Raw genomic sequence first — 14,669 nt, 5'->3', positions numbered from 1 at the left:
GCCTCAGCCGACTGCTACAGGCGAGCGCGGGGATGGTCAAATAGAGGGCGGGGCGCTGAAGCTGCCGATCTCCCCCCTTGCGGGGGAGATGGCCGGCAGGCCAGAGGGGGGTGTGAAGGATTGCCAACCTTGGCCCATTACTGGGAATGAGCCATTGAACTGATAGGCCGAGGGACAGCACCCCCCCTCTGCCTTGCCAGGCATCTCCCCCGCAAGGGGGAGATCTCCAGCTTCGACGAAGTCGCCTCTTGAGCCGTCAACCCCGCCCGTTCACCAGATCCCCGACAATGTCGTATTTGCCCGAAATACGCATCTTGTAGACCTCGTAATTCTCCATCACGCGCTGAACGTAACTTCTGGTTTCCGTGTAGGGAATTCGCTCGATCCAGTCGACGACCGCGTCGATGTCCTTGCCGCGTGGGTCGCCATACCTGGCCACCCACTGGCTGGCCCGGTTGGGGCCGGCATTGTAGCCGGCGAAGGTCAGCACGTAGGAGCCGTTGAAGCGGTCGAGCTGTTCGCCGAGGAAGGCCGAACCAAGCGTCGCGTTATAGCCGGCATCAGTGGTCAGCCGTGTTTGTGAAAACTGCAGCCCGGCCTTCTTCGCCAGTTGCCTTGCGGTTCCCGGCATCAGCTGCAGCAGCCCGCGCGCGCCGGCGCTCGACACGGCGCCGATGTTGAATTCGCTTTCCTGGCGGGCGATCGCATAGGCCAGCGCCTTGCCCGAGCCGGAAATGTCGGCCGAATCGGGAATGACGCCGAGCGGATGCGACAGCGCTCCGACATCGATGCCGCGCGCCCCGGCGATCTTGCCTACTTTCAGCGCCATGAAATGGTTGCCCTGCTTTTCCGCAAGGACAGCCAGCAGCGCCAGTTCTCCCGGACTCGTCAACTGCCCGGCAAGGTCGCGATAGAGCGTCTCGGCATAGCGGTCGTAGCCCGCCTCCTGCAGCCGCTTGATGGCGCTGACGGCCTCGCGGCCGGCAAAATTCTGCCGGTCGGCTGCACTTGGCGAGGGATAGACGATGTTCAGCGCCTGCCGGCCCACGCGTTCGGCGGCAAGCTGGCCGTAGAATGTCGTGCCATAGGCAGTGGCGCGTGCAAAATAGTCCTTGGCATTGCCCGGACCGCCGACTTCCGCGGCACGGCCAAGCCAGTAATAGGCGCGCGACAGCGTCATCGGCCCTTGGGCAAGGTCGGCGATGCGGGCGAAATGCGTCGCCGCGGCTTTTGGGTCGTTCAGGCCGCGCAGCGCATACCAGCCGGCGTGGAATTCGGCGTCTGCCGCATTGGCGGCACTTTCGGCGGCGTGCGTCGCGACGATCCGGTAGGCTGTCTTCATATCGCCCTGGTCGACCAGTTCGCGCGACAGCACCCGGCGCTCGACCCACCAGGCGTCCGGATCGACGAGAGCGTCGCGATCGGCCGGTGCCTGCATCACAATGGCCGCGGCGCCGGCAAAATCCTCCTGCTTGCGCAGATACTCGGCCTGCGCGAAGAAGTAGCCGGCCGAACGCTGTGCCGCCGGCACGGCCTTCAGCAGTTTGGCGGCGTTCTTGTCGCCTTTGTCGGCCGCCGCCCAGGCCCCGGCGAGCTGCTGGGCACCGGCCAGGCCGGCGACGCGCAAGGCGGAATTCGCGCGGTCGGCATAGAACATGCGCTCCATACGAAAGCGGTGGTCGGTGGCCGGGATCAAGCTGCCGAATTCCTTGATCAGCGCCGCCTCGTCCCTAGCCTCCAGGATCGCGGTGCGCCAGAAGGGCGACAGCACCGAACGTGCCGCCTTGATATTGCCTGACGCCACATAGGCGCGGGCAAGAACCATCACGCCTTCGAACGTCTGCGGCTGGCTACCATCGAACGCCCTGATAACGATGTCGGGGGCGGGATTTTCACGATAGAGTGCGCGTTCGCTGTTTTTGCGCAGGACGACGGTGCCCGGCCAATTGGGCAGCATCTTGGCCGCAGCAGTGATATCGCCGCTCGGAATCTTGTCGCCGCCATAAAGCGCAATCGCCCAGGCAAGGATATGCTGGTCGAGTGACTGAGCGGGAAGGCCATCGCGTACACCACGAGCGCGGGGACTATCGCCCGCCGCCAACGCATCCAGCCCGCTTTTCAAGGGGGCGACGTCGGGCAAGGGCGGCTGTGGGGTCCTGCCCTGCAGGTCAGGCAGCGCAATTGCCGCGCCTGGCATCGGAATGGCTGAGGTGACCCGTACGTCCACGCTACCACTGATCGCCATGCCCGGCATCAGCGCGAGCGTGGCGCCAAGCAGCGCGAGAATGTGAGGCCGACCGCCCGGCATGATCCTTAAGTCTTTCCTTGTCCTGGCATTCCACAAGCAGGCGAAGATGCCTCGAAGCCTAAACTTAGGTCGTGAAGAGCTCGTAAACAAAGAGTTAGCGAGGCCGTTCGAATTGCGTTTGCTGGCACCATGGCAATGCTTGCCGCGCAACCATGTCGAGACTATGGTGCGCCGCTTCGCTTTCGGCTAGAAGGCGCGCACGATAAAACACCGATGCATGTCGCCCAAAAGTGGATACCGGTTTTGGGACGACGACATAGAACTAAAGATGCATGTCGCCCAAAAGTGGACACCGGTTTTGGGGCAACGGCATGCATGAACAAACAAGTCCCAAGGAGTTGGACGATATGCTGAGAGGCTCGCTTACTGCGCTCGTGACACCGTTCGAAAAGAGCGGGCGTTTCGACGAGAAAGCCTTTCGCGCGTTCGTCGAATGGCAACTCGCGGAGGGCACGACGGGCCTGGTGCCGGTCGGCACCACCGGCGAGTCGCCGACGCTGTCGCATGACGAGCACCGCCAGGTCGTCAAGGTGTGTATCGAGGTGGCCAAGGGCCGCGTTCCGGTCGTCGCCGGCGCCGGCTCCAACAACACCGAGGAAGCGGTCGGCCTCGTGCAGTATGCCGAGAAGGCCGGTGCGGACGCTGCACTCGTTGTCACGCCCTATTACAACAGGCCGACACAACGCGGCCTGTACGAGCACTTCGCGGCGGTCGCCAGGGCGACCAAGCTGCCGATCATCATCTACAACATCCCGCCGCGCTCCGTCATCGACATGATGCCGGAGACGATGGGGCGGCTCGCGCACGACTTCAAGAACATTGTCGGCGTCAAGGATGCCACCGGCAAGGTCGAACGGGTCTCCGAGCAGCGCGCCACGTGCGGCATGGATTTTATTCAGCTTTCGGGCGAGGATGCTTCGGCGCTTGGTTTCAACGCGCATGGCGGCGTCGGCTGCATCTCGGTGACCTCAAATGTCGCGCCGCGGCTGTGCGCGGAATTTCAGGAGGCGACGCTGTCCGGCGACAGCGCCAAGGCACTGGAATTGCAAGATCGTCTGCTGCCGCTGCACAAGGCGATCTTTATCGAACCTGGCGTCTCCGGGGCGAAATATGCGCTGTCGAAGCTGGGCAAGGTCGAAAATGTGCTGCGTTCGCCGCTAATGACGGTCGAACAGTCGACCGCCGACAAGATCGATGCGGCGATGAAGCACGCCGGCTTGATTAATTAGGGATGAGGCGCCACCTCTCCGCATCATGAATCAAGTCAGAAAAGCCGATCCCAACAACAAGACCGTTTCGGAAAACCGCAAGGCGCGGTTTTCCTATGAGGTGCTCGACACGGTCGAGGCCGGTCTGGTGCTGACCGGCACCGAGGTCAAGTCGCTGCGCCAGGGCCAAGCCAACATCCAGGACAGCTATGCCTCGGTCGAAGGCGGCGAGATCTGGCTGATCAACTCTTATCTGCCGGAATATCTGCAGGCCAACCGCTTCAACCATGAGCCGCGCCGGCGCCGCAAGCTGCTGCTCAACAAGCGCGAGATGGCGAAACTGTCGCAGAGTGTCGACCGCGAAGGCATGACGCTGGTGCCGCTGAAAATCTATTTCAACGACCAGGGTCGCGCCAAGCTGTTGCTCGCCGTCGGCCGCGGCAAGAAACTGCACGACAAGCGCGAATCCGAGAAGCAGCGCGACTGGTCGCGCGAGAAGGGCCGGCTCCTAAAAGAGCGTGGGTAGGCTGGGGCCATTCGCTTGACGAACCGGATTGTTCTTTTCGGTCTAGCGAGCCTGGTCTCGGTGTGCCTCATCACGGCAGGCGGCTATCTCTACTTCCGCACATTCTCGCCGGATCGCGATAAATATCCGGTGAGGGGCATCGACGTCTCCCATCATCAGGGCCAGATCGATTGGCGGCGCGTAGCCGCCGACGATGTCGCCTTTGCCGTCATCAAGGCGACCGAAGGCGGCGATCATCTCGATGATGCTTTCGCACGGAATTTGGAAGAGGCCCGGGCCGCCGGTCTCGCCGTCGGCGCCTATCACTTTTTCACCTTTTGCCGGCCGGGTGCGGACCAGGCGAAGAATTTCATCTCGGTGGTGCCGCACGATCAGCCCCTGCTGCCGCCCGTGGTCGATATCGAATTCGGCGGCAACTGCCCGCAGCGGCCGACGCCCGAACAATTGAACGCCGAACTGGCCGCGTTCCTCGCTCCAGTCGAGGCGGCGTTCGGCAAGCCGGCGGTGGTCTATCTGACCGACGACGCAGCGGAAGCGTATGCAGGGCGCATTGCTGCCCGTCCGCTCTGGCTCCGCTCATTGCTCCTGGAGCCGGATCGCGACGACTGGGTCTACTGGCAGTACCACAACAGGGGTCGCGTCGACGGCATCAACGGCGATGTCGACCTGAATGTGCTGCAGGGTGGGCCGGAGAAATTGGCCGAGCTGTTCGCTGCACCTTGATCAGACGAATTCCGCTGGCGAGATGGAGAACCAAATGTCGGCGCGCTGATTCGTGTTACGCAGCGTTCCGTCCTGCCTGCGCGCTCACGAAGGTCAGTTTCAGACCAAGCGCCTCGGCCACTTTCATGATCGTTGCGAATTCGGGATTCCCTTCGCCGCTCAGGGCCTTGTAGAGAGCCTGTCGCGTCATACCGGCTTTCTCGGCAAGTCTCGTCATGTTCTGCGCACGCGCAATGACGCCAAGCGCATGAGCAATCTCCGCTGCGGTGCCATCTTCGCACGTCGCTGCCAGATATGCTTCGATTGCCTCTGGAGTGTCGAGATATTCGGCCCCGTCAAAGGCTGTGACTTTCATTGCCATATTGCCTTGTCCTTCCATTCCTTGGCGAGTTTTTTTGCGGCTGCGATGTCTCTGCTTTGCGTTCCTTTGTCGCCACCGCAAAGGAGCAGCACGCACAAGTTGCCTGCTTGGAGGAAATGATGCGATAGCCAGGACCATCGTCGATCCGCATTTCGCTTATGCCCTCGCCAACGGGCTTGACGTCTCCCGGATTGCCTACAGTCAGTCGGTCGATGCGCCGAACAATGCGGGCTTTTGCTTGCGCGTCGCGGAGGTCTTCGAGCCAGCGTTTGAATGTATCGGTTTCGAAACCTGCATCATGGTAACTGTAAACCATGGTTGACTATTGTCAAGGGGAGAAGCTGATTGCTTATCGTGCCTACTTGCCCAAGAACGCCGCTATCTGGCTGAAAACGCTGACGAACATTGCCTCGGTCAGCACGCCGGTATTGGTGTTGTAGCGTGAGCAGTGATAGCTCGAAAACAGCGTGACGCCACCGGCCGGCAGCTGCCCGCCATGCTTGAACGGGTAGGCGGCGACGCGCCCACCCAGTGCCCGCACGGTCGACTGGTGCGCGATCGATCCCAGTGCCAGCACGGCGCGCAAATTGGGGAACCGCGCGATCGTCGGCACCAGGAATGTCCGGCAGGTGGCAATCTCGGCGCCCACCGGCTTGTTCTCCGGCGGCACGCAGCGCACCGCGTTGGTGATCGCGGTGCCGACCAACTCCAATCCGTCGTCTGGCCGGGCCTTGAACTCTCCGCGCGCAAAACCGTGCGAAATCATCGTCGAGTAGAGCAGGTCGCCGGCATAGTCGCCGGTGAACGGGCGGCCCGTTCGATTGGCACCGCGAAGGCCAGGCGCCAGCCCGACGATCAGCAATTGAACCCCGGCGTCGCCCTCCGGCGGCAAAAAAGTCGGCACCGGCGCATTGAACCAGGACGGCTCGCGCTGCCGCCATTCGGCGATGAAGTCATGCAGCCGCGGGCAGAGCGGGCAATCGCGGCCGGGTTCGGAGGCGGAAAGGGCGGTCAAGGCGACTGGCCTCAGTAATCGTCCTCGTCGACTTCGGCCGGCTCGGGCCGCCGCACCGACCGCTCGGAGGGATCACGGCCGACCTCGTTCTTCAATGTCATCAGGTCGATGAAATGGTCGGCCTGGCGGCGCAGGTCGTCGGAGATCATCGGCGGCTGCGAGGCCATGGTCGAGACGATCGACACCTTGCGACCGCGCCGCTGCAACGCCTCGACCAGCGTGCGGAAGTCGCCGTCGCCGGAAAAGATGACGTAGTGGTCGACGACATCGGCGAGCTGCAGCGCATCGACCGCAAGCTCGATGTCCATATTGCCCTTGATCTTGCGGCGACCGGTCGAGTCGGTGAACTCCTTGGCCGGCTTGGTGACCACCTTGAAGCCATTATAGTCGAGCCAGTCGATCAACGGACGGATCGAGGAGTATTCCTGATCCTCGACCAGCGCCGTGTAATAATAGGCGCGCAACAGATAGCCGCGCTTCTGAAAGCTCGACAGGAGCTTGCGATAGTCGATGTCGAAGCCGAGTGCACGTGACGTTGCGTAAAGATTGGCGCCGTCGATGAATAGGGCGATTTTTTCACGAGGGTCGAACATGGAAAATATTCCTTCTCGAAATAAACGGCCGTCTAAACGAAATGCGATAGCGTTCGGTCAGGCTCATAATAAACCGGCTGACCTCCATGCCATCCGAGATAGCGCCAGTTTCGCGGCAATCCAAGGGTGCGTGCGGTACTGCAAGCAATTGTGATCGGGACACCGAACACATAACCACAGACAGGTTTTGCCAAATCGGGTGTTTGAACCAAGGTTTGGGCGCCATGCAGCCCGGCCATTGCCATGATGCTTGTATTTTGGCGGCGTTCGGGTTATGGACCGCGCCTGTTTTCCATCAAATCCATCGCATGAAAGGGGCAATCCATGGCCCGCGTAACCGTTGAAGATTGCATCGACAAGGTCGACAACCGCTTCGAGCTGGTGCTCTTGGCCGGCCACCGCGCCCGCCAGATCAGCCAGGGCGCGCCGATCACCGTGCCGCGTGACAACGACAAGAACCCGGTCGTGGCGCTGCGCGAGATCGCCGATGAGACGCTTTCGCCCGACGACCTCAAGGAAGATCTGATCCATTCGCTGCAGAAGCATGTCGAGGTCGACGAGCCCGAAGCCGACGGCGAGGCGATTGCCGATCAGACCGGCGCCGCCGTTGCGGCCACCGACGCCGATGACACCGAGGAGAACGTCACCTTCGACCGGATGACCGAGGAAGACCTCCTGGCCGGCATCGAGGGCCTGGTGCCGCCGGAAAAGAGCGACGACTACTAAGCCAGCCACGGTTGCGAAGGTCGCTGGAACAATCTTCCGCACTTCCGCATCGGCAGTTTCGTGGCTATCTATGACATGCGCCGTACAGCCGTGCGGCGCATGATTCATTTCACCGCTGCGAGATCCCGCCCATGATGCGTCAGTATGAGCTTGTCGAGCGCGTCCAGCGCTACAAGCCTGACGTCAACGAGGCGTTGCTCAACAAGGCCTATGTCTATGCCATGCAGAAGCATGGCCACCAGAAGCGCGCTTCCGGCGACCCGTATTTCTCGCACCCGCTCGAAGTCGCCGCCATCCTCACCGAGATGCATATGGACGAGGCGACGATCGCGGTCGCCCTGCTGCACGACACGATCGAGGACACGACCGCCACACGGGCCGAGATCGACGATCTGTTCGGCCCCGAAATGGGCAAGCTGGTCGAGGGCCTGACCAAGCTGAAGAAGCTCGATCTCGTCTCGAAGAAGGCCGAGCAGGCGGAAAACCTGAGAAAGCTTCTGCTGGCGATTTCGGAAGATGTCCGCGTGCTGCTGGTCAAGCTCGCCGACCGTTTGCACAATATGCGCACCCTCGACCATATGCCGGAGGCCAAGCGCCTGCGCATCGCCGAGGAGACGATGGATATCTACGCGCCGCTGGCCGGGCGCATGGGCATGCAAGGCATGCGCGAGGAACTGGAGGAGATCGCCTTCCGCTTCATCAATCCGGAAGCCTATCGCGCCGTCACCGCACGGCTTGCCGAAATCTTCGAGCGCAACAAAGGCGTGCTGACGGACATTGAAAAGGCTCTGTCCACGCTGTTCGAGAAGCATGCGATCAACGCCGGCGTGAAGAGCCGGCAGAAGAAGCCGTGGTCGGTGTTCCGCAAGATGGAGGCCAAGGCGCTGTCCTTCGAGCAGTTGTCCGACATTTTCGGCTTCCGCGTCGTCGTCGACACGGTCGAGGACTGTTACCGGGCGCTTGGCGCCATCCACACCGCGTGGTCGATGGTGCCGGGCCGCTTCAAGGACTACATCTCGACGCCGAAGCAGAACGATTATCGGTCGATCCACACCACCATCGTCGGCCCGTCGCGCCAGCGTGTCGAGCTGCAGATCCGCACCCGAGAGATGAACAAGATCGCCGAATACGGCGTCGCCGCGCATTCGATCTACAAGGACACCGGCGGCAAGACGAATGGCGCCGCCCACGCGATTTCGAAGGAAACCAACGCCTATGCCTGGCTGCGGCGCACCATCGAGCAGCTTGCCGAAGGCGACAATCCCGAGGATTTCCTCGAAAATACCAAGCTGGAACTGTTTCAGGACCAGGTGTTCTGCTTCACCCCGAAAGGCATGCTGATTGCGCTGCCGCGCGGCGCGACACCGATCGACTTCGCCTACGCGGTGCACACCGATGTCGGTGACACCTGCGTCGGTGCCAAGGTCAACGGCCGCATCATGCCGCTGATGACGGAACTGAAGAACGGCGATGAGGTCGAGATCATCCGCTCCAAGGCGCAGGTTCCGCCGGCGGCGTGGGAATCGGTCGTCGTCACCGGCAAGGCGCGCTCGGCCATCCGCCGTGCCACCAAGAACGCCATCCGCAAGCAATATTCGGGTCTCGGCATCCGCATCCTGGAACGCGCCTTCGAGCGTGCCGGCAAGACCTTCACCAAGGAGAGCCTGAAGCAGGTGCTGCACAGGCTGGCGCGCAAGGACATCGAGGATGTGCTGGCCTCCGTCGGGCGCGGCGAGCTCGCCTCCACCGACGTCATGAAGGCGGTATTCCCCGACTACAAGGATGAGCGCGTCACCACGGCCGTCCCCAAGCCGCGCGAGGAGGGCTGGTCGAAGATCCGCAATGCCGCCGGCATGCTGTTCCAGATTCCGGGTCGCGCCGCGCGCAAGGACAAGGACCAGCCACGCGATGGCGCCGTGCCGATCCGCGGCGTACGCGGCGATCTGCCGGTGCGCTTCGCGCCGGAAGGGGCAGTGCCTGGCGATCGCATCGTCGGCATCGTCCAGCCGGGCACCGGCATCACCATCTATCCGATCCAGTCGCCGGCGCTGCAGGCGTTCGACGATCAGCCCGAACGCTGGATCGACGTGCGCTGGGACATCGACGAGCGCACCAAGGAACGCTTTCCGGCGCGCGTATCGGTCACCGCCATCAACGCGCCGGGGTCACTCGCCGATATAGCGCAGGTGGTTGCCTCGAACGACGCCAACATCCATACGCTGTCGATGGTGCGCACTGCTCCCGACTTCACCGAAATGCTGATCGATCTCGAAGTCTGGGATCTCAAGCACCTCAACCGGCTGCTGTCGCAGCTCAAGGACAATTCGAGCGTCAGCGACGCAAGACGCGTCAATGGCTAGACCATGCTCCGGTTTCGGACAAAGTCATGGTCAATCAAAAAGAGGCAGACATGAACACCGATGAAGTGCTGGGCATTTTCCGCGAGGCGGGTGCTGTTCTGGAAGGGCATTTCATTTTGACCTCGGGCCTGCGCAGTCCGGTCTTCCTGCAGAAGGCGCGCGTGTTCATGCATGCCGACAAGACCGAGCTTCTGTGCAAGGCGTTGGCCGAGAAGATCCGCGCTGGCGTGCCAGGCAAGATCGATTATGTCGTCGGCCCGGCGATCGGAGGGCTGATCCCGGCCTATGAGACCTCGCGTCATCTCCGCGTGCCGGCGATCTGGGTCGAGCGGGAAGGGGGCGAGTTCCGCCTGCGCCGCTTCGAGATCGCCAGGGGCTCGCGTGTCGTCATCGTCGAGGACATCGTCACCACTGGCCTGTCGATCCGTGAGACCATCGAGTGCCTGCGCGATCTTGGCGCCGAGGTGGTAGCCGCAGCCTGCATCATTGATCGTTCGGCTGGCAAGACCGATGTCGGTGTGCCGCTCATCGCGCTTGCCGAGTATGAGGTCCCGGCCTATCCGGCCGACCGGCTGCCGCCGGAGCTTGCCGCCATCCCGGCGATCAAGCCCGGCAGCCGCAACATCTGACGGGGCATTTTTTTCGCCCAACAGTGCGCGGCGGTTTTGGGGAAAGCGACATGCGTGAGACAGATTGGAAATGATCGCCGGCATCGATCATTTCGTGCTGACGGTCGCTTCGCTGGAAGTGACCTGTGAGTTTTACCAGCGCGTGCTGGGTTTTGAGCGCATCGACGCGGCGGATCGGCCGACGGCGCTGGCTTTCGGGACCCATAAGATCAATGTGCATGAGGTCGGCCGCACTTTCGAGCCCAAGGCGAAGTCGCCGACATCAGGATCAGGTGATTTCTGCCTGATCACCGACCGGCCACTGGATGAGGTCCGTGCCCGGCTCGCGGCCAATGGTGTGGTGGTGGAACTCGGCCCGGTTGAACGTATCGGGGCCCGAGGTCCGATGATGTCGGTTTATTTCCGTGACCCAGACGGCAATCTGGTCGAGGTCAGCGAATACCTGCCGTAGCCGCCGGCGACGATGCGCCTTTCGGCGATGCGACTGCCGGTTCCCTAAATTCGCCGCGATTATCCGATGTTCGAAGCAAGACCTGCCGCCCCGAAGGGCGGCGACAAGCGCGGCGCACAGAAGGTGTTTGGTTGTTCTTGCGCCAGCGCGTCGTTATATAAGGTGGCGATTGCCATAGGGTGATCGTCAAGCGCAAGATGTGGCTGCCACGCCCGGCTGAAGGTGCCGTTGCGGGCGCTGTGGAACGGGAACAGAGTGCTTTTTCGACGCCGCAAGCCTGATGGCCTTTATGAGCGGGTGCGTACCTACCTTTGGCCGCGCCGCTCGTTTTCGCGCTCGCTTCAGTATTTTTCCAAGCGCATCCTGCGGCTGAAGGCCACACCGCATGCGGTTGCGGCCGGTGTTGCGGCCGGTGTCTTCGCTTCATTCTTTCCCGTCGGTTTCCATTTCATCATCGCTGCCCTCCTGTGCTGGGTGATCGCCGGCAATCTGGTGGCGGCCGCTCTCGGCGCGGTTTTTTTCGGCAACCCGCTGACCTTCCCGTTGCTATGGGGCGCGTCGTGGGAAACGGGCAAGCTCATCCTGCATGACCGCCTGCCGACGCATGGGCCGCCGGCACATCTGGGCGAGATGCTGCATAATCTCTCCTTCGCGCAATTGTGGAAACCGGTCCTCGAACCGATGCTGATCGGCGCGGTTCCGCTCGGGCTCGCCTTCGGGCTGCTGTTCTACGCCATCACGCGCTGGGGCATGAACGCTTTCCGCGAACAGCGGCGCAAGCGTCTGGCCGAGCGTGCAAGCCGGCATGCGCAATCGTCCCATCCCGGCGCAAGCATCGGTTCCACCGCGCGATGATCATCGGCATCGGCAGCGACCTGATCGACATCAGACGCATCGAAAAGTCGCTGGAGCGTCACGGCCAGCGCTTCATCCAGAGAATCTACACCGAGATCGAACAGGCCCGCTCCGAAAACCGGCGGGCGCGTGCTGCCTCCTATGCCAAGCGGTTCGCTGCCAAGGAGGCCTGCGCCAAGGCGCTGGGCACCGGTCTGGCGCAGGGCGTGTTCTGGCGCGACATGGGTGTCGTCAACCTGCCCAGTGGCGCGCCGACCATGGCGCTGACGGGAGGAGCGCAGGCCAGGCTGGACAAAATCCTGCCAAAGGGCCACCGGGCGGCGATCCACCTCACCATCACGGATGATTTCCCGCTCGCTCAAGCCTTTGTGATCATCGAGGCGCTGCCCGTCGAAGAAGCGCCACATTGATTGCCTCTGACGACCGGCATTGACGTTGCCCAGCGCGCGCCGAGACTCTATACCATCCAACGCACAATCGAGGACGACATGAGCGTGGCTGAAAAATCCGAGAAGAAATCCGGCGGGCTTGGCGAGACCGTCAGCGTCATCGTCCAGGCGCTTTTGCTCGCCCTGGTCATCCGCACGCTGCTGTTCCAGCCTTTTTCGATCCCGTCGGGATCGATGCGGCCGACGCTTTTGGAAGGCGACTATCTGTTCGTCACCAAATGGTCCTACGGCTATTCGCGCTACTCGCTGCCTTTCGGACCCGATATTTTTTCAGGCCGCATCTGGGGCTCCGAGCCGAAGCGCGGCGACGTAGCGGTTTTCAAGTTCCCGCCTGATCCGTCCGTCGACTACATCAAGCGCGTTGTCGGCCTGCCGGGTGACAAGATCCAGGTCAAGGACGGCCAGCTTTTCATCAACGGCGTCGGCGTGCCGCGCGTGAAAACAGGCCAGATCGACAATCCCGACATCACCGAGGAATCGCGCCCGATCGATGTGTATCGTGAGACCTTGCCCAACGGCGTCAGCTACGACACGCTCGACCTGAATTCGAACTCGATCGGCGACAACACCCGCGAATTCGACGTGCCGCCCGGCCACTATTTCATGATGGGCGACAACCGGGACAATTCCGCGGACAGCCGTTTCACCGTCGGCTACGTTCCCGCGGAAAATCTGGTTGGCCGCGCCAATCTTGTTTTCTTCTCGATCGCCGGCAAGGCGAGCCCTCTCGAAATCTGGAAATGGCCGTCGCTGATGCGTGCTTCGCGCCTGTTCCACTTCGTCAATTGATGGCTTTGAAGCGTCCGACAGGCGAAACTCTGGCCGGTTTGGTGAAGGCCAAGACCGGCCACGTCTTCAAGGATGTCCGTTTGCTCGAGACCGCCCTGACCCATTCCAGCGCCGTCAAGGCGGCCACCAACAACCAACGTCTTGAATTTCTTGGCGACCGCGTGCTCGGGCTTGTCGTCGCCGATATGCTTTTCGAGAAATTTCCTAATGCGCCGGAAGGTGAAATCGCCCCGCGCTTCAATGCGTTGGTCGATGCGCGGACATGCTCGGAAATCGGCATCGAAATGCAGCTCGAAGATCTGGTCCGGGCCGATGCTGCCTTGAAGATGCGGTCGCGTGGCTCAGGCGGAAACTACCTCGCGGATGCGGTCGAAGCTCTGATCGCGGCGGTTTACGTCGACGGTGGCATCGAGGCCGCGCGGCGGTTCGTCCTGCGCTACTGGGAACCGCGCTCTCATACGGTGATCGCAAAACCGCTCAATCCGAAATCCGATCTGCAGGAATGGATTGCCAAGACCAGCGATGCGCGCCCCGAATATGTGATCGAAAAACGCGAAGGCCCGGACCACCAGCCCGTCTTCACCGTGTCCTTGCAGGTCCGTGGCTTTGCGCCGATAAGCGGTACTGGCGGCTCCCGCAGGGTGGCCGAAGAAGCGGCGGCTTCGGCATTTCTTTTGCGCGAAGGCGTCTGGACCACCACATCGGCCCAAAAATCGGAGCGCGCGCGCTCAAGTGAAGGGAGTGCGGCATGACCGCCACCGAAGAACCGGCAACGGAAGCTGCCCCCACGCATTCCGGTTTCGTTGCCCTGATCGGCGCGCCCAATGCGGGCAAGTCGACGCTGGTCAACCAATTGGTCGGCGCCAAGGTGTCGATCGTCACCCACAAGGTGCAGACGACCCGCGCCATCGTGCGCGGCATCGCCACGCATGACAATGCGCAGATCGTTTTCGTCGACACGCCCGGCATCTTCAAGCCGAAGCGGAGGCTCGACACGGCGATGGTGACCACCGCCTGGGGCGGGGCCAAGGACGCCGATATCGTGCTGCTTTTGATCGACGCCGAGCGCGGCATCAGGGGCGACGCCGACGCCATCCTCGAACGGCTGAAGGATGTGCGCCAGCCGATGGTGCTGATCCTCAACAAGGTCGACCGCGTCAAGCACGAAGCGCTGCTGGCTCTGTCGGCGGCAGCGAACGAAAGGGTGCCGTTCAAGCGCACCTTCATGGTTTCGGCGCTGACTGGTTCCGGCTGCAAGGACGTGCTCGATTACCTAGCCGAGGCTCTGCCGGTCGGTCCCTGGTACTATCCGGAAGACCAGATCTCGGACCTGCCGATGCGCCAGCTCGCGGCCGAGATCACCCGCGAAAAACTTTATCTCAGGCTGCATCAGGAACTGCCCTATTCCTCGCATATCGAGACCGAGAAATGGGAAGAGAAGCCGGACGGCTCGGTGCGCATCGACCAGACCATCTATGTCGAGCGGGACAGCCAGAAGAAGATCGTTCTCGGCCACAAGGGCGAGACCATCCGCGCCATCGGCCAGGCGGCGCGGATGGAGATAGCAGGCATTCTCGAACAGAAGGTGCATCTGTTCCTGTTCGTCAAGGTGCGCGAGAACTGGGGCGACGACCCCGAGCGCTATCGCGAGATGGGGCTCGAGTTTCCGCGCTAGG

General features: G+C 62.1%; 16 protein-coding genes and 1 pseudogene. 12 read left to right on the top strand and 5 right to left on the bottom strand.

Going from position 1 to position 14,669, the window contains the following annotated elements; genetic code table 11:
- Nucleotides 1-256: 256 nt before the first annotated feature.
- The gene (locus NKI99_RS03810; RefSeq protein ID WP_352609818.1) at nt 257-2,308 is read right to left on the bottom strand and encodes a lytic transglycosylase domain-containing protein; all 2,052 of its coding nucleotides are present in this window, start codon (nt 2,306-2,308) and stop codon (nt 257-259) included.
- A gap of 347 nt (nt 2,309-2,655) precedes the next feature.
- Between NKI99_RS03810 and dapA the strand changes: the two genes are divergently transcribed.
- Genes dapA through NKI99_RS03795 form a run of 3 tightly spaced genes read left to right on the top strand, consistent with a single transcriptional unit; the run spans nt 2,656 to nt 4,765 of the window.
- Nucleotides 2,656-3,537: a 4-hydroxy-tetrahydrodipicolinate synthase gene (gene dapA / locus NKI99_RS03805; RefSeq protein ID WP_352441273.1), complete on the top strand. Its 882-nt coding sequence runs from the start codon at nt 2,656-2,658 to the stop codon at nt 3,535-3,537.
- A gap of 25 nt (nt 3,538-3,562) precedes the next feature.
- Nucleotides 3,563-4,042, top strand: a complete 480-nt coding sequence (smpB, locus tag NKI99_RS03800) for an SsrA-binding protein SmpB (RefSeq protein WP_013532594.1) — start codon at nt 3,563-3,565, stop codon at nt 4,040-4,042.
- A 15-nt stretch (nt 4,043-4,057) separates the two neighbouring features.
- Complete coding sequence (locus NKI99_RS03795; protein ID WP_352609817.1) at nt 4,058-4,765, top strand: glycoside hydrolase family 25 protein; 708 nt, start codon at nt 4,058-4,060, stop codon at nt 4,763-4,765.
- Between the two features lie 55 nt (nt 4,766-4,820).
- Here NKI99_RS03795 and NKI99_RS03790 read toward each other — a convergent pair whose 3' ends face one another.
- From NKI99_RS03790 to NKI99_RS03775, 4 genes and pseudogenes are all read right to left on the bottom strand, one after another.
- Nucleotides 4,821-5,126 (bottom strand): addiction module antidote protein, encoded by a 306-nt coding sequence (locus NKI99_RS03790; RefSeq protein WP_023812859.1) that lies wholly within the window; start codon nt 5,124-5,126, stop codon nt 4,821-4,823.
- Nucleotides 5,117-5,442, bottom strand: a pseudogene (locus NKI99_RS03785) (type II toxin-antitoxin system RelE/ParE family toxin). Before NKI99_RS03785 ends, NKI99_RS03790 begins: the two are co-directional and overlap by 10 nt.
- 42 nt (nt 5,443-5,484) lie before the next feature.
- Nucleotides 5,485-6,141, bottom strand: coding sequence for a uracil-DNA glycosylase (locus NKI99_RS03780; protein WP_352550617.1), 657 nt, complete (start codon nt 6,139-6,141; stop codon nt 5,485-5,487).
- Nucleotides 6,142-6,152: 11 nt separating this feature from the next.
- The gene (locus NKI99_RS03775; RefSeq protein WP_023812862.1) at nt 6,153-6,734 is read right to left on the bottom strand and encodes a LabA-like NYN domain-containing protein; all 582 of its coding nucleotides are present in this window, start codon (nt 6,732-6,734) and stop codon (nt 6,153-6,155) included.
- Between the two features lie 324 nt (nt 6,735-7,058).
- Here NKI99_RS03775 and rpoZ point away from each other — a divergent pair, with 324 nt between their 5' ends.
- The 9 genes from rpoZ to era all read left to right on the top strand — a co-directional run bounded on the left by rpoZ (nt 7,059) and on the right by era (nt 14,668).
- Complete coding sequence (gene rpoZ, locus NKI99_RS03770) at nt 7,059-7,460, top strand: DNA-directed RNA polymerase subunit omega (protein ID WP_023812863.1); 402 nt, start codon at nt 7,059-7,061, stop codon at nt 7,458-7,460.
- A 131-nt stretch (nt 7,461-7,591) separates the two neighbouring features.
- Nucleotides 7,592-9,820 carry a RelA/SpoT family protein gene (locus NKI99_RS03765; protein ID WP_023812864.1) on the top strand — a complete coding sequence of 743 codons (2,229 nt, stop codon included), beginning with the start codon at nt 7,592-7,594 and terminating at the stop codon, nt 9,818-9,820.
- A 50-nt stretch (nt 9,821-9,870) separates the two neighbouring features.
- Nucleotides 9,871-10,449 carry an orotate phosphoribosyltransferase gene (pyrE, locus tag NKI99_RS03760; RefSeq protein ID WP_127267157.1) on the top strand — a complete coding sequence of 193 codons (579 nt, stop codon included), beginning with the start codon at nt 9,871-9,873 and terminating at the stop codon, nt 10,447-10,449.
- Between the two features lie 70 nt (nt 10,450-10,519).
- A complete protein-coding gene (locus NKI99_RS03755; RefSeq protein WP_352441268.1) occupies nt 10,520-10,900 on the top strand; it encodes a VOC family protein in 381 nt (126 codons plus the stop codon).
- A 255-nt stretch (nt 10,901-11,155) separates the two neighbouring features.
- A complete protein-coding gene (locus NKI99_RS03750; protein ID WP_128303036.1) occupies nt 11,156-11,755 on the top strand; it encodes a DUF2062 domain-containing protein in 600 nt (199 codons plus the stop codon).
- The gene (gene acpS, locus NKI99_RS03745; RefSeq protein ID WP_023812868.1) at nt 11,752-12,165 is read left to right on the top strand and encodes a holo-ACP synthase; all 414 of its coding nucleotides are present in this window, start codon (nt 11,752-11,754) and stop codon (nt 12,163-12,165) included. Before NKI99_RS03750 ends, acpS begins: the two co-directional genes overlap by 4 nt.
- Before the next feature lie 78 nt (nt 12,166-12,243).
- The gene (lepB, locus tag NKI99_RS03740) at nt 12,244-12,993 is read left to right on the top strand and encodes a signal peptidase I (protein WP_013532585.1); all 750 of its coding nucleotides are present in this window, start codon (nt 12,244-12,246) and stop codon (nt 12,991-12,993) included.
- On the top strand, nt 12,993-13,745 hold the full coding sequence (gene rnc, locus NKI99_RS03735) for a ribonuclease III (RefSeq protein ID WP_352441267.1): 753 nt from the start codon (nt 12,993-12,995) through the stop codon (nt 13,743-13,745). The genes lepB and rnc overlap by 1 nt, the downstream gene beginning before the upstream one ends.
- A complete protein-coding gene (era, locus tag NKI99_RS03730) occupies nt 13,742-14,668 on the top strand; it encodes a GTPase Era (protein ID WP_128303038.1) in 927 nt (308 codons plus the stop codon). Before rnc ends, era begins: the two co-directional genes overlap by 4 nt.
- Nucleotide 14,669: the final 1 nt, after the last annotated feature.

The sequence above is a fragment of the Mesorhizobium sp. M0239 genome, from assembly GCF_040321815.1.
In the GTDB taxonomy this organism is placed as follows: domain Bacteria; phylum Pseudomonadota; class Alphaproteobacteria; order Rhizobiales; family Rhizobiaceae; genus Mesorhizobium.
Note: the sequence above shows the minus strand (reverse complement) of the source record. Positions and strands in the feature narration are given on the sequence as shown.

Coding starts and splice junctions, on each gene's coding strand:
- lepB (WP_013532585.1), top strand. CDS start 12,244: ATGAGCGTGGCTGAAAAATCCGAGAAGAAATCCGGCGGGCTTGGCGAG.
- rpoZ (WP_023812863.1), top strand. CDS start 7,059: ATGGCCCGCGTAACCGTTGAAGATTGCATCGACAAGGTCGACAACCGC.
- smpB (WP_013532594.1), top strand. CDS start 3,563: ATGAATCAAGTCAGAAAAGCCGATCCCAACAACAAGACCGTTTCGGAA.
- acpS (WP_023812868.1), top strand. CDS start 11,752: ATGATCATCGGCATCGGCAGCGACCTGATCGACATCAGACGCATCGAA.
- pyrE (WP_127267157.1), top strand. CDS start 9,871: ATGAACACCGATGAAGTGCTGGGCATTTTCCGCGAGGCGGGTGCTGTT.
- era (WP_128303038.1), top strand. CDS start 13,742: ATGACCGCCACCGAAGAACCGGCAACGGAAGCTGCCCCCACGCATTCC.
- NKI99_RS03810 (WP_352609818.1), bottom strand. CDS start 2,308: ATGCCGGGCGGTCGGCCTCACATTCTCGCGCTGCTTGGCGCCACGCTC.
- NKI99_RS03775 (WP_023812862.1), bottom strand. CDS start 6,734: ATGTTCGACCCTCGTGAAAAAATCGCCCTATTCATCGACGGCGCCAAT.
- NKI99_RS03755 (WP_352441268.1), top strand. CDS start 10,520: ATGATCGCCGGCATCGATCATTTCGTGCTGACGGTCGCTTCGCTGGAA.
- NKI99_RS03790 (WP_023812859.1), bottom strand. CDS start 5,126: ATGGCAATGAAAGTCACAGCCTTTGACGGGGCCGAATATCTCGACACT.
- NKI99_RS03765 (WP_023812864.1), top strand. CDS start 7,592: ATGATGCGTCAGTATGAGCTTGTCGAGCGCGTCCAGCGCTACAAGCCT.
- dapA (WP_352441273.1), top strand. CDS start 2,656: ATGCTGAGAGGCTCGCTTACTGCGCTCGTGACACCGTTCGAAAAGAGC.
- rnc (WP_352441267.1), top strand. CDS start 12,993: ATGGCTTTGAAGCGTCCGACAGGCGAAACTCTGGCCGGTTTGGTGAAG.